Below are 13,705 nucleotides of genomic sequence, written 5' to 3' on the forward strand. Positions count from 1 at the left end.
GAAGCCGGACCGTCGCTAGTTCATGGGCGTACTCATCGCGTACTCATCGAGTGCTCATCGCAATCTCGACCTGCTTTCGACTCGCGAGGTACCTAGACCGCACGGGGGGTTCCGTGCGGCACGTTCTTACCGTGTTGCCTGCTCGGCAACTGTCGTCTGCTCGACGTATTGGCGCAACGCCTTTGTGTCGGGCGCTCCCGGGGCGCGCAGTGCCCTCGTGAACGCCCGGCGGCGAACCGCCTGGTCGAGACAGACCGGTGTGGGATGCACATACGCACCCCGGCCGGGCAGCGTACCGCGTGGATCAGGGACGCATGCGCCCTCGGTCAACACGATCCGCAACAGATCGGCCTTGGCCACTCGCTCCCGACACCCCACACAGGTGCGTTCAGGGCATGCGCGGGTGCGCGTCCGGCCAGACACCGTTAAGTCTACCTCCCCGTAGGCGCCTCACCCCTTTGGGGCAGGATTCGAACAGTTGCCGCGCCCGAACCTGTCGTGATCTGAACGGCCCGCGGCTTGGATCTATTCCCCGGCCCGGTCCGCGGCGGGTTCCGTGTCCGGCCGGATGTCGATCCGCCAGCCGGTCAGCCGGGCCGCGAGGCGGGCGTTCTGCCCTTCCTTGCCGATGGCCAGGGACAGCTGGTAGTCGGGCACGGTCACCCGGGCCGACCGGGTCGCCATGTCCACGATCTCCACCTTGGAGACACGAGCAGGGGACAGCGCGTTCGCCACCATCTCGGCCGGGTCGTCCGACCAGTCGACGATGTCGATCTTCTCACCGTTCAGCTCGCCCATCACGTTGCGCACCCGGCCGCCCATGGGGCCGATGCAGGCACCCTTGGCGTTCAGACCGGACCGGGTGGACCGTACGGCGATCTTCGTGCGGTGACCGGCCTCACGGGCGATCGCGGAGATCTCCACCGACCCGTCCGCGATCTCCGGCACCTCCAGGGCGAAGAGCTTCTTCACCAGGTTGGGGTGCGTACGGGAGAGGGTCACGGAGGGGCCGCGGACGCCCTTGGCCACCCGGACGACGTACGACCGCAGCCGCATGCCGTGCGGGTAGGTCTCGCCCGGCACCTGCTCCTGGACCGGCAGGATGGCCTCGAGCCTGCCGATGTCGACGAGCACGTTCTTCGGGTCGCGGCCCTGCTGGACCACGCCGGTGACGATGTCGCCCTCGCGGCCGGCGTACTCGCCGAGCGTCGCGTCGTCCTCGGCGTCGCGCAGGCGCTGCAGGATGACCTGCTTGGCCGTGGTGGCGGCGATACGGCCGAAACCGGACGGGGTGTCGTCGAACTCGCGGGGCTCCTGGCCCTCCTCGAGGTCGTCGGGGTCCTCCTTCGCCCACACGGTCACATGGCCGGTCTCCCGGTTGAGCTCCACGCGCGCGTGACGGCGGCTTCCCTCGGTGCGGTGGTAGGCGATGAGGAGGGCCGATTCGATCGCCTCGACCAGCAGGTCGAAGGAGATCTCCTTCTCCCGAACCAAGCCCCGCAGGGCACTCATGTCGATGTCCACGGCTACGCCTCCTCTTCCTTCTTGTTGTCCTTGCGGCTGAACTCGACCTGGACGCGTGCCCGGACGATGTCGTCGAAGGCGAGTCTGCGCGCGGTGGCCTTGCGGCCCTTCACCCCGGGCACCTCGGTGTCGATTCCCTCGTCGTCGACCTTGAGGATCCTGGCGACCAGCTCGCCGCCCTCGGCCAGCTGGAACTTCACCAGGCGGTCCGTGGCGCGGACGTAGTGCCGGTGTTCCGTGAGGAGGCGCTCCGCGCCCGGGGTGCCGACCTCGAGGGTGTACTCCCCCTCGCCCATCGCGTCCGTCTCGTCGAGCTTCGCCGAGAGCGCGCGGCTCACATCGGCGATCTGGTCCAGGTCGGCGCCCGTGTCCGAGTCGACGACGACGCGCAGCACACGCTTGCGTCCGACGGAGTCCACTTCGATCTCTTCGAGATCCAGGCCCTGGGATGTGACGAGCGGTTCCAGCAGTTTTCGCAGCCTCTCGCTCTGGGTGGTGCTCATCCGGGTGACTCCTCGGCCGCGTGTGCTGTTGTGGGATGGGTCGCGTGTCTGGTCAAAGGGTATCCGGTCGCGGGGTGTGTTGCCGTCCACCCGGTGACGAACGGTGCCGCTGAGTGGTCCCGGGCGGGGGCCCGGGTACCGTGATCACGGGCGTTCAGCCCTGAGAGCCGTTTCTTTCTCGTACGAGCCCCCGAGGACGTCTGACGTGCCGTTCCCCTCATCTCCGCGCGCCCGGTCGGGGCCGCGCAGAAGGACTCTGCTCACCGTCGGCCCGGCGGCTCTCGTCCTGGCGGGCTGCACCACCGGGGGCGACGGTCCGGGTGCCCCGGAGGACGGCCCGTCGGCAGCCGAGCGCCGGGCACGCGCGCGTGCGGCGCGGGACAGCGAGGGGCTGGTGGAGCGGTACGACGCCGTGATCACCGCCCATCCGGGGCTCGCGGAGCGGCTGCGCCCGCTGCGGGAGGAGTCCGTGCGGCATGCGCGGGCTTTCGGAGGGGGCCCGGGCCGGAAGGCGTCTCCCTCTCCCTCTTCGTCGACCGCGTCGGCCTCCCCCTCGGCCGCCGCTGTGCCGGGCAGCGACAAGGACGCGCTCGCCGCCCTCGCCGCCGCGGAGCGGGAGCTCGCCGACCGGCGGGCCAAGGCGCTGCTCGACGTGCCGGGCGAGCTGGCGCGGCTGCTGGCCTCGGTGGCGGCGGCCGGGGCGGCGCATGTGTATCTGCTGACGGAGGGTGGCGCGTGAGCGAGGCGAAGGACCGGGAGCTGCGGGCCGTCCAGGCGGCGCTGGCGGCCGAGCACGCGGCGGTGTACGGCTACGGCGTGGTCGGCGGCCGGATCGGCGACGGGCAGCGCGCCGAGGCACGGACGGCGTACGACGCCCACCGGGCGCGCCGCGACGCGCTGGTGCGCGAGGTGAAGGACCTGGGCGGCAGGCCCGTGGCGGCGGCCGCCGGATACGCGCTGCCGTTCCCGGTGCCGGACGCGGCGGCGGCCGTGCGGCTCGCCGCCGAGCTGGAGGACCGGGTGGCCGGGGTGTACTCGGACCTGGTGCGCGCGGCGGGCGGCGCCCGGCGGGCCCTGGCCGCCGAGGCGCTGCGGGAGGCGGCGGTGCGGGCGGTGCGCTGGCGCGGCGAGAGCGTAGCCTTCCCTGGGCTCGCCGAGCGGGCCGGCACGGCCCCGCCCCTGGCGGCGCCGACGGCGTGACCCGCGCAGGGCGCGCACCGCGGACAGCACGAAGGGAACGACTCGCGCATGGTTTTCGAACCGCCGAAGCGTCTGGTCAGGGCGCTCGGTGAGACGGCACCGGACGGTGACGACTGGCTGGAGCAGCTGCCCGAGGCGGCGCAGCAGGCCGTCGCGCTACGCGAGTTGACCGTGGAGCGGGTGCAGGTGCCCGGCGGGCGCAGCAGCCTGGTCGTGCTGGTGCGGACGGCCGACGGGACGCCCGCCGTGCTGAAGCTGGCGCCGGGCCGGGCCCGCCCGGAGGCGGAGCGGGCCGCGCTCGCGCACTGGGCCGGGCGGGGTGCCGTACAGCTGCTCGAACCCTGCCGGACCGAGGGCGTGCTGCTGCTGGAGCGGCTGCATCCGGACGTGTCGGTGCGGTCGCTGCCGGAAGCTAAGGCGCTGCTGGAGGCGGCGGGGACGCTGCGGCGGCTGTGGGTGGAGCCGCCCCCCGGCTTCCCCTTCGAGACCGTGGCCGAGCGGACCGGGCGGCAGGCCGAGGCGATGCGGGCGCGTGCCCGGGTCGATCCCGAGGTGGCGCCGCTGGTCGACGTGGCGCTCGCGGCGCGTGCGGAGCTGCTGGCCGCGCCGCCCGAACACCGGCTGCTGCACGGCACGTTCCGGCAGAGCAAGGTGCTCGCCGGGGAGCGGATGCCGTGGCTGGCCGTGGGGCCCGACCCGGTGGTCGGCGAGTGCGCCTTCGATCTGGCCCGGCTGGTCCGCGACCGGGTGGAGGACCTGATCGCCCAGCCGTCCGGCGCGGCGACGACCCGGCGCCGGGTGAAGCGGCTGGCCGAGTCCCTGGACGTCGACCAGGAGCGGCTGCGCGGCTGGACGCTGTTCCGGGCCGTGGAGTCGGGTGTGCGGGCGGGGCGGGTCGGACGCCCGCGGGACGCGGAGCTGCTGCTGGAGTTCGCGGGCTGGCTGTGAGCGCTCCGCAGTCCCGGAGCGCTCACAGGGCCAGGGCACTCAGGCGGTGAGCCGTGCGACGGCCTCCTCGACCGTCAGCTCCTCGCGCTCGCCGGTGCGGCGGTCCTTCAGTTCCACCACACCGTCGCCCGCGCGCCGCCCGGCCACCAGGATCTGCGGTACGCCGATCAGCTCGGAGTCCGTGAACTTGACGCCCGGGGAGACGCCGGCGCGGTCGTCGACCAGGACGCGGACCCCGGCGGCGGCCAGCTTCTGGGAGATGTCGAGGGCCAGTTCGGTCTGGAGGGCCTTGCCGGCGGCGACCACGTGGACGTCGGCCGGGGCGACCTCCTTGGGCCAGCACAGGCCCTTGTCGTCGGCGCTCTGCTCGGCGATGGCGGCGACCGCGCGGGAGACGCCGATGCCGTAGGACCCCATGGTGACGCGGACCGGCTTGCCGTTCTGGCCGAGGACATCGAGCTTGAGGGCGTCGGTGTACTTGCGGCCCAGCTGGAAGATGTGGCCGATCTCGATGGCCCGGTCGAGGACGAGGCCCGTGCCGCACTTCGGGCAGGGGTCGCCCTCCTGCACGACCACGACGTCGACGTAACGGTCGACCTCGAAGTCGCGGCCCGCGACGACGTTCTTGGTGTGCGTGCCGGGCTTGTTGGCGCCGGTGATCCAGGACGTGCCCGGGGCGACGCGCGGGTCGGCGATGTACGTGACCTTGTCCAGGCCCTGCGGTCCGACGTAGCCGCGGACCAGGTCGGGGCGGGCCGCGAAGTCCGTCTCGGTGACCAGCTCGACGGTGGCCGGGGCGAAGTGCGCCTCGACCTTGTCCATGTCGACCTCGCGGTCGCCGGGGACACCGACGGCCACGATCTCGCCGTCGACCTTGACGAGGAGGTTCTTCAGCGTGGCCGAGGCCGGGACGCCGAGGGAGGCGGCGAGGGTCTCGATGGTCGGGGTGTCGGGGGTCGGGATGTCCTCGGCGGCCGGCACGTCCGCGGCGTCGACGGGCTTCAGCTCGTACGTGATCGCCTCGGTGTTGGCGGCGAAGTCGCAGTTCGGGCAGTCGGCGAAGGTGTCCTCGCCGGCCTCGGCCGGGGCGAGGAACTCCTCGGACTTGGAGCCGCCCATCGCGCCGGCGGTGGCGGCGCAGATGCGGTAGTCGAGGCCGAGGCGCGCGAAGATCCTCTGGTAGGCCTCGCGGTGCAGGGCGTAGGAACGGGCGAGGCCCTCGTCCTCGGTGTCGAAGGAGTAGGAGTCCTTCATGAGGAACTCGCGGCCGCGCAGGATGCCGGCGCGGGGCCGGGCCTCGTCGCGGTACTTGTTCTGGATCTGGTAGAGGATCACCGGCAGGTCCTTGTAGGAGGACGCCTGGTCCTTCACCAGCAGGGTGAAGATCTCCTCGTGGGTGGGGCCGAGGAGGTAGTCGCCGCCCTTGCGGTCCTGGAGGCGGAACAGCTCGGGGCCGTACTCGTCCCAGCGGCCGGTGGCCTCGTAGGGCTCGCGCGGCAGGATGGCGGGGAGCAGTACCTCCTGGGCGCCGACGGCGTCCATCTCCTCACGGACGATGCGCTCCACGTTGCCCAGGACTCGCTTGCCGAGCGGCAGCCAGCTCCAGATCCCGGCGGCGGTGCGGCGCACGTACCCGGCGCGGACGAGGAGTTTGTGGCTGAGGACCTCGGCGTCCGCCGGGTCGTCGCGCAACGTCTTCGCCATCAACTGGGACATGCGCTGGACCGGTACGTTCGCCATGGCTTTTCTGCTCCTGCTGCCGAGTAGGTGATGCCAGGAGGTTATCCGGGGGGCACCGGGCGGCGGAAATCGGTTAAGGGCGCAGGAGCGGGAGCGGGGCGCCCATCACCGCGTACGGCTTGGGGGCGCTCGGGAAGAGGACCTGGCGGGCGAGGTCCCGGTAGCCGAGGGAGCGGTAGAGCGCGCGGGCGGGGCTCTCGGTGTCGATCGCGGACAGGATCGAGCGGGGTTCCGCGGCGTCGTCGGTGATCGTGGTGATCAGGGAGCGTCCGATGCCGCGGTTCTGGTGGGCGGGGTGGACGTGCAGTTCGGTGATCACGAAGGCGTCGTCGAGCCAGTGGTCGTGGTGGTTCGCCCTGAGGTACGGCTCCACCACGGTGGACCACCAGTGGGCGCGGTCGTTGGGCATGCCGTAGACGAAGCCCACGAGGTTGCCGCCGGCTGTCGCGCCGAGGGCGCGGGCGCCCGGGTAGGTCATGTGGCGCAGGACGATCTGGCGGCGGACTGCGACTTCGTCGGGGCCCAGCCCGAATGCCACGGCTTGGACTTCCAGGGCCTCGTCGACGTGGGCGGAGAGGTCGAGGGGGCCGATCACCAGGTCCATGGCGGGGAGCCTACAGGGGGCTTCGAGTTGTCAGAACAGCACGCTCATGAAGGCGCCGACCTCTCGGAAGCCCACCCTCTGGTACGTCCTGCGGGCTGCCGTGTTGAAGTCGTTGACGTACAGGCTCGCCACCGGGGCCACGTCGGCCAGGGCGTAGCGCAGGACCGCTGCCATGCCCGGGGCCGCCAGGCCGGTGCCCCGGTATTCGGGGGCGACCCAGACGCCCTGGATCTGGCAGGCGCGATCGGTCGCGGCGCCGATCTCGGCCTTGAAGACGACCTTGCCGTCCGTGTCGAAGCGGGCGAAGGCGCGGCCGGATCCGACGAGTTCGGCGACGCGGGCCTGGTAGAGCAGGCCGCCGTCGCCGGCCAGCGGGGAGACGCCGACCTCCTCGGTGAACATCGCCACGCACGCCGGCATGATCTTCTCCATCTCGTCCTTGCGGACGCGACGGACGTAGGGGTCCGGGGCGATGCCGTCCGGCAGGCGGTCGGTGACCATGAGCGGCTGGTGGCGGCGCACGTCGCGGGCCGGGCCCCATTGGGGTTCCAGCAGCCGCCACAGGTCGGCGGTGGAGCCGGCCGGGCCGACGATGGAGGAGCAGCGACGGCCGGCCCGGCGGGCGCGGTCGGCGAAGGCGCGGACGGCGCGCGCAGTGGCACAGATGGGGACGAGGTTGGCGCCCGCGTAACACAGGGACGTCAGCATGCCGTCCTCGTACCAGCCCCACATCTCTCCGCCGAGCCGCCACGGGTCGAGGCCGGCGATCTGCACACGGGATGTCACGAAGGCGTTCGCGACGGGCTCGCGGTCGAGTATGGCGAGCGCGGCGTCCAGGTCGCTCGGTTCGAGGACCCGGGAGGTCGTCTGCGTCAACACGTGCGGGGCCTCACACACTCGGGTCTGCTGGTCTCCGCACTATAGCTGCGCTGCTTGGGCGGGGCGCCTTCGAGCTCGGGAGCGGGGGGTTTGTCGGCGGGTGCGGGTTCGTTGTGGCTTGTCGCGCAGTTCCCCGCGCCCCCAAGCAGGACGCAGGGAAACCCGGCGACTCTGAAAACCTCAGCCCGCTACCGCCACCGACGGTTCGCCCGAGGCGACGCCGTCCTTTTCCATCTGCTCGGCGAGCTTCATCGCCTCTTCGATCAAGGTCTCGACGATCTTGGACTCGGGGACGGTCTTGATGACCTCGCCCTTGACGAAGATCTGGCCCTTGCCGTTGCCGGAGGCGACGCCGAGGTCGGCCTCGCGAGCCTCGCCGGGGCCGTTGACGACGCAGCCCATGACGGCGACGCGGAGGGGGACCTCCATGCCGGTCAGGCCGGCCGTGACCTCTTCGGCCAGCTTGTAGACGTCGACCTGGGCGCGGCCGCAGGACGGGCAGGAGACGATCTCCAGGCCGCGCTCCTTGAGGCCCAGCGACTCCAGGATCTGGAGGCCGACCTTCACCTCCTCGGCCGGGGGCGCGCTCAGGGAGACGCGGATCGTGTCGCCGATGCCCTGGCTGAGCAGCGCGCCGAAGGCGACCGCCGACTTGATCGTGCCCTGGAAGGCGGGACCGGCCTCCGTGACGCCCAGGTGCAGCGGGTAGTCGCACTGCTCGGCGAGCTGCTTGTACGCCTCGATCATGATGACCGGGTCGTTGTGCTTGACGGAGATCTTGATGTCCCGGAAGTCGTGCTCCTCGAAGAGGGACGCCTCCCACAGGGCCGACTCGACCAGGGCCTCGGGGGTCGCCTTGCCGTACTTCTGGAGCAGGCGCTTGTCGAGGGAGCCCGCGTTGACGCCGATGCGGATCGGGGTGCCGTGGTCCCGGGCCGCCTTGGCGATCTCCTTGACCTTGTCGTCGAACTGCTTGATGTTGCCGGGGTTGACGCGCACCGCCGCGCAGCCGGCCTCGATCGCGGCGAAGACGTACTTCGGCTGGAAGTGGATGTCGGCGATGACCGGGATCTGCGACTTGCGGGCGATGGTGGCGAGGGCGTCGGCGTCGTCCTGGGTCGGGCAGGCGACACGGACGATCTGGCAGCCGGAGGCGGTGAGTTCGGCGATCTGCTGGAGGGTCGCGCCGATGTCGGACGTACGCGTCGTCGTCATCGACTGGACCGAGACGGGGGCGTCTCCGCCGACGGCCACGGATCCGACCTGGATCTGCCGGCTCTTCCGGCGCTCGGCGAGCTTGGTCGGAACGGACGGCATGCCGAGAGAAATCGCAGTCATCTGCTGTGCAACCCCAAGTCGTGGATCAAGGTCCGGTCCCGTGAGCAGCGGGCTCCGAGCTTCGAGATTACGGCACATGCACTGGCGCGGGCACATCCCACCCGCGTTGCCACTCGATGGGAGGCGGCCCGGCACCCCGTGTGCCGAGCCGCCTGGAACGCCGTATGACTAGGAGATTCTCACGGGGTTAACCACGTCCGCGATCAGCACCAGGATCGTGAAGCAGATGAAGATCCCGGCGACCACGTACGCGACGGGCATGAGCTTCGCCACGTCGAAGGGGCCCGGGTCCGGCCGGCGCAGGACCTTGGCCGTGTTGCGGCGCAGCGACTCCCACAGGGCGCCCGCGATGTGACCGCCGTCGAGCGGCAGCAGCGGGAGCATGTTGAACAGGAACAGGGAGAGGTTGAATCCGGCGACCAGCATGAGGGCCATGGCCAGCTGCTGGGTCGGCGGGATGTCGAGGGTGAAGATCTCGCCGCCGACGCGGGCGGCACCGACCACGCCCATCGGGGAGTCGGCCTCGCGCGGGGCGCCGTCGAAGGCCGCGTTCCACAGGGCCGGGATCTTGCCGGGAAGGGCGGCGAGGGAGTCGACGGCCTCGCCGATCCGGTCGCCCATCCAGGTCACGGACTCGCCGAAGTCCTGCTTGACCACGCCGGTGGCGGCGCTGAAGCCGAGGAATCCGGCCCGGACGTACTCGCCCTCGACGATCTGTCCGCCGGAGTCCTTCTTGGCGACCTGGTTGGTGGCGATCCTCGCGTGCAGGGTGACGTCCTGGCCGTTGCGGTCGACGACGATCGGCACCTCCTTGCCGGGGGTGGCGCGGATGAGGTCGGACAGCTTGTTCCAGTCGTCGGTCCGGACGCCGTTGAAGGAGACGATCTTGTCGCCCGCCTTGAGGCCCGCGGCGGCGGCCGGGCTGGCCGGGTCGCCCTTCTCGCACTTGTCCCGGTTCTCGCTCTGCGCGATGACGCACTGGGAGACCGAGCTGACCGTGGTCGTCTGCTGGGTGATGCCGAAGCCCATCAGGATGGCGAGGAACAGCGCCACGGCCAGGACCAGGTTCATGAAGGGGCCCGCGAACATCACGATCACGCGCTTCCAGGGCGCGCGCGTGTAGAACATGCGGTTCTCGTCGCCCGGCCTGAGCTCCTCGTACGCGGCCGAGCGGGCGTCCTCGATCATGCCGCGCCACGGGGAGGTGGAGCGGACCTCCAGCCGGCCGTCGGGGCCGGGCGGGAACATGCCGATCATGCGGATGTAGCCGCCGAAGGGGATGGCCTTGAGGCCGTACTCGGTCTCGCCCTTCTTGCGCGACCAGACCGTCGGGCCGAAACCGACCATGTACTGCGGCACGCGGATGCCGAACAGCTTGGCGGTGGACAGGTGCCCCAGCTCGTGCCACGCGATCGAGAACAGCAGGCCGACCACGAAGAGACCTATGCCGAGGATGAACATCAGGGTCGTCATGCACGGGCCTCCGCCGTCTGTGCCGCCAATTGCCGGGCCCGGGTCCGCGCCCAGGTCTCCGCTTCGAGGACGTCCGACACGGTGAGTGAGGTTCCCGTACGCGGGGTGCCGTGCTCCTCGACGACCCGGGTGACGGTCTCCATGATCCCGTTGAAGGGCAGCGCCCCCTGGCGGAACGCCTCCACGCACTCCTCGTTGGCCGCATTGAACACCGCAGGGGCGGTGCCCGCGAGCTCGCCGACGTGCCGCGCGAGGTTCACCGACGGGAAGGCCTCGGTGTCGAGCGGGAAGAACTCCCAGGTCGAGGCCTTGCTCCAGTCGAAGGTGGGCGCCGCGTCGGGCACGCGCTCGGGCCAGCCGAGGCCGATGGCGATGGGCCCGCGCATGTCGGGCGGGGTCGCCTGGGCCAGTGTCGATCCATCCGTGAACTCAACCATCGAGTGGACATACGACTGGGGATGCACGACCACCTCAATGCGGTCGAAGGGAATGTCGTAGAGGAGGTGTGCCTCGATGACCTCCAGGCCCTTGTTGACGAGGGTCGCGGAGTTGATCGTGATGACCGGGCCCATGGCCCAGGTGGGGTGCGCGAGGGCGTCGTCCACGGTGACGTGGGCCAGTTCCGCCTTCGTCCGGCCGCGGAAAGGGCCGCCGGAGGCGGTGACGACCAGCTTGCGGACGTCGGCGCGGGTGCCGGCGGCCAGGGCCTGGAAGAGGGCGGCGTGCTCGGAGTCGACCGGGATGATCTGCCCCGGCTTGGCGAGGGCCTTGACCAGCGGGCCGCCCACGATGAGCGACTCCTTGTTGGCGAGCGCGAGGGTGCGGCCCGCCTCCAGGGCGGCCAGGGTCGGGGCGAGGCCGATGGAGCCGGTGATGCCGTTCAGGACGGTGTGGCAGTCGGACGCCGCGAGCTGTGTGGCCGCGTCCGGGCCGGCGAGGATCTCGGGGAGCGGCTCGCCCGTGCCGTACTGCGCGGTGAGCGCCTCGCGCAGGGCCGGTACGACGTCCTCGCGGGCGACCGCGACCGTGCGCGCCCGCAGCCGGTACGCCTGCTCGGCGAGGAGGGCGACCCGGCCGCCGTTGGCGGACAGGCCGGTGACCCGGAACCGGCCGGGGTTGCGCAGCACGAGGTCGATGGCCTGCGTGCCGATGGACCCGGTGGAGCCGAGGATCACCACGTCCTTCGGGCCGTCGCCCGCTACGGGGTCGTAGACCAGATGGGGATCGGCGAGGGGGGCTGGACTGTCGCTCATTCCTCCATTGTTGCCGTAAGCGTCGTGTGTGAGGACAGCGCATCCCCTCGCGGGGGCGCGCGCCGTGCGGGCACGCGCCCCCCAGAGTGGCCGGTCAGCGGATCGGCCGGTGCACGTTCTCCTTCCGGCTCGGTCCCGGTGTCGCGTCCGCGATCCACGGTCCCTCGCCCGACGGGTCGACGATGCCGCGCTCCAGCCACTCGTACGTGCCCGACAGAACGCCCTTGACGACCTTGCGGTCGAGGTCGTCGGTGTTGGTCCACAGGCGGTTGAAGAGCTCCTCGATCCGGATGCGGGACTGGCGGCAGAAGACGTCGGCGAGCTGGTAGGCCTCGCGGCCGTGGTCGCCCTGGCCGCGCAGCAGTTCGGCCCGTACGCAGGCCGCGCTCATGGCGAACAGCTCGGCGCCGATGTCCACGATCCGGCCGAGGAAGCCCTGCTTGGACTCCATCCGGCCCTGCCAGCGGGACATGGCGTAGAAGGTGGAGCGGGCGAGCTTGCGAGAGGTGCGCTCGACATAGCGCAGGTGCCCGGAGAGGTCCACCTCGTGCTTGAACTCGCCGTAGGAGGTGGGGAGCCGGCCCGGGCCCGCGACCAGTTTCGGGAGCCACTTGGCGTAGAAGACGCCCGCGTTCGCCCCCGCCCTGGCCTTGTCGCCGAGGGACTTCTCGGGGTCGATGAGGTCGCCGGCGACCGAGAGGTGGGCGTCGACGGCCTCGCGGGCGATGAGGAGGTGCATGATCTCCGTCGAGCCCTCGAAGATGCGGTTGATGCGCAGGTCGCGCAGGAGCTGCTCGGCGGGGACGCCGCGCTCGCCGCGGGCCCGGAGGGACTCGGCCGTCTCGAAGCCGCGGCCGCCGCGGATCTGGACGAGTTCGTCGGCCATCGTCCAGGCCATCTCGGAGGCGTACAGCTTGGCCAGGGCGCCTTCGATGCGGATGTCGTTGCGGTCCTCGTCGGCCATCTGCGAGGCCAGGTCCGTCACGGCCTCCAGGGCGAAGGTGGTGGCCGCGATGAAGGAGATCTTGGAGCCGACCGCCTCGTGGTGTGCGACGGGCTTGCCCCACTGCTCGCGGGCCGCCGACCACTCCCGGGCGATCTTCAGGCACCACTTGCCGGCTGCGACGCAGGAGGCGGGCAGGGAGAGCCGTCCGGTGTTGAGCGTGGTCAGGGCGATCTTCAGCCCCTGGCCCTCCTCGCCGACGCGGTTGGCGGCGGGGACGCGGACCTGGTGGAAGCGGGTGACGCCGTTCTCGATGCCGCGCAGGCCCATGAAGGCGTTGCGGTTCTCGACGGTGACGCCGGGCGAGTTGGTCTCCACGACGAAGGCCGTGATGCCGCCCTTGTGGCCCTCGCTCTTCGGGACCCGGGCCATGACGACCAGCAGGTCGGCGACGACGCCGTTGGTGGTCCACAGCTTCACGCCGTCGAGGACGTAGTCGTCCCCGTCGGGCACGGCGCTGGTGGCGAGGCGGGCCGGGTCGGAGCCGACGTCGGGCTCGGTGAGCAGGAAGGCGCTGATGTCCGTGCGGGCGCAGCGCGGCAGGAAGCGCTCCTTCTGTTCCTGTGTGCCGAACAGTTTCAGCGGCTGCGGCACGCCGATCGACTGGTGCGCGGAGAGCAGCACGCCGATCGCGGGGCTGGCGGAGCCGGCCAGGGAGAGCGCCTTGTTGTAGTACACCTGGGTGAGGCCGAGACCGCCGTACTTGGTGTCGATCTTCATGCCGAAGGCGCCGAGCTCCTTCAGCCCGTCGACCACCTCGTCGGGGATCCGGGCCTCGCGCTCGATGAGGGCCGCGTCGACCTTCGTCTCGACGAAGTCGCGGAGCTTGGCGAGGAACTCCTCGCCGCGCTGCACCGCCTCGTCGGCAGGAAGGGGGTGGGGGTGGATGAGGTCGAGCCGGAAGCGGCCGAGAAACAGCTCCTTGGCGAAGCTGGGCTTGCGCCAGTGCTGTTCCCGGGCGGCCTCCGCCACCTCACGGGCCTCCCGCTCGGTGACGGCGGGACGGGAAGAGGGGGTGGTGGAAGCGGACATGAGGGCCACCTCGCCGCATATAGGAATGTTGAGGACGGTACGTTACCGATCAGTGCTACTGGATCGTTGGTACCCGAAACCGGACGCTCCCACCAGTCCTCGCGCATCCGTTCAGCCGAAGGGGACGAAGGCTCCCGGACTTGTCGGGGGCCTGAGGACGGTGTTGCATCAAGGTGTCTTTCCGGGAACGGCTCGCCCTTCTGGCGCC

13 protein-coding genes are annotated in these 13,705 nt (G+C 71.1%); 3 read left to right on the forward strand and 10 right to left on the reverse strand.

All coding sequences use genetic code 11. The features are described from left to right. Nucleotides 1-126: 126 nt before the first annotated feature. The 3 genes from AC07F0_RS21700 to rimP all read right to left on the reverse strand — a co-directional run bounded on the left by AC07F0_RS21700 (nt 127) and on the right by rimP (nt 2,027). Nucleotides 127-423 carry a YlxR family protein gene (locus tag AC07F0_RS21700; protein ID WP_478981089.1) on the reverse strand — a complete coding sequence of 99 codons (297 nt, stop codon included), beginning with the start codon at nt 421-423 and terminating at the stop codon, nt 127-129. Between the two features lie 102 nt (nt 424-525). Further along, nucleotides 526-1,524, reverse strand: a complete 999-nt coding sequence (gene nusA / locus AC07F0_RS21705) for a transcription termination factor NusA (protein ID WP_478981091.1) — start codon at nt 1,522-1,524, stop codon at nt 526-528. Between the two features lie 2 nt (nt 1,525-1,526). Next, nucleotides 1,527-2,027, reverse strand: a complete 501-nt coding sequence (gene rimP, locus AC07F0_RS21710) for a ribosome maturation factor RimP (RefSeq protein ID WP_356925801.1) — start codon at nt 2,025-2,027, stop codon at nt 1,527-1,529. A 205-nt stretch (nt 2,028-2,232) separates the two neighbouring features. Between rimP and AC07F0_RS21715 the strand changes: the two genes are divergently transcribed. Genes AC07F0_RS21715 through AC07F0_RS21725 form a run of 3 tightly spaced genes read left to right on the forward strand, consistent with a single transcriptional unit; the run spans nt 2,233 to nt 4,175 of the window. Then, complete coding sequence (locus AC07F0_RS21715; RefSeq protein WP_478981092.1) at nt 2,233-2,766, forward strand: hypothetical protein; 534 nt, start codon at nt 2,233-2,235, stop codon at nt 2,764-2,766. Next, nucleotides 2,763-3,227 (forward strand): ferritin-like domain-containing protein, encoded by a 465-nt coding sequence (locus AC07F0_RS21720; protein WP_478981094.1) that lies wholly within the window; start codon nt 2,763-2,765, stop codon nt 3,225-3,227. Before AC07F0_RS21715 ends, AC07F0_RS21720 begins: the two co-directional genes overlap by 4 nt. Before the next feature lie 48 nt (nt 3,228-3,275). Beyond that, on the forward strand, nt 3,276-4,175 hold the full coding sequence (locus tag AC07F0_RS21725; RefSeq protein ID WP_478981096.1) for an aminoglycoside phosphotransferase family protein: 900 nt from the start codon (nt 3,276-3,278) through the stop codon (nt 4,173-4,175). A gap of 39 nt (nt 4,176-4,214) precedes the next feature. On the opposite strand, the gene AC07F0_RS21730 is transcribed toward AC07F0_RS21725, so the two are convergent. The 7 genes from AC07F0_RS21730 to AC07F0_RS21760 form a co-directional block, all read right to left on the reverse strand. Then, the gene (locus tag AC07F0_RS21730; protein WP_436728764.1) at nt 4,215-5,915 is read right to left on the reverse strand and encodes a proline--tRNA ligase; all 1,701 of its coding nucleotides are present in this window, start codon (nt 5,913-5,915) and stop codon (nt 4,215-4,217) included. Between the two features lie 73 nt (nt 5,916-5,988). After that, complete coding sequence (locus AC07F0_RS21735; protein WP_478981098.1) at nt 5,989-6,519, reverse strand: GNAT family N-acetyltransferase; 531 nt, start codon at nt 6,517-6,519, stop codon at nt 5,989-5,991. 30 nt (nt 6,520-6,549) lie between these two features. Continuing rightward, nucleotides 6,550-7,398, reverse strand: coding sequence for a GNAT family N-acetyltransferase (locus tag AC07F0_RS21740; protein ID WP_478981100.1), 849 nt, complete (start codon nt 7,396-7,398; stop codon nt 6,550-6,552). Nucleotides 7,399-7,578: 180 nt separating this feature from the next. Further along, nucleotides 7,579-8,736 carry a flavodoxin-dependent (E)-4-hydroxy-3-methylbut-2-enyl-diphosphate synthase gene (ispG, locus tag AC07F0_RS21745; RefSeq protein WP_478981102.1) on the reverse strand — a complete coding sequence of 386 codons (1,158 nt, stop codon included), beginning with the start codon at nt 8,734-8,736 and terminating at the stop codon, nt 7,579-7,581. A gap of 168 nt (nt 8,737-8,904) precedes the next feature. Beyond that, nucleotides 8,905-10,197, reverse strand: a complete 1,293-nt coding sequence (locus AC07F0_RS21750; protein WP_478981413.1) for a M50 family metallopeptidase — start codon at nt 10,195-10,197, stop codon at nt 8,905-8,907. Between the two features lie 8 nt (nt 10,198-10,205). Further along, complete coding sequence (gene dxr, locus AC07F0_RS21755) at nt 10,206-11,462, reverse strand: 1-deoxy-D-xylulose-5-phosphate reductoisomerase (protein ID WP_436728760.1); 1,257 nt, start codon at nt 11,460-11,462, stop codon at nt 10,206-10,208. A 94-nt stretch (nt 11,463-11,556) separates the two neighbouring features. Then, nucleotides 11,557-13,497 (reverse strand): acyl-CoA dehydrogenase family protein, encoded by a 1,941-nt coding sequence (locus tag AC07F0_RS21760; protein WP_478981104.1) that lies wholly within the window; start codon nt 13,495-13,497, stop codon nt 11,557-11,559. Between the last annotated feature and the right edge of the window lie 208 nt (nt 13,498-13,705).

This window comes from Streptomyces sp. NPDC045955 (assembly GCF_056430805.1).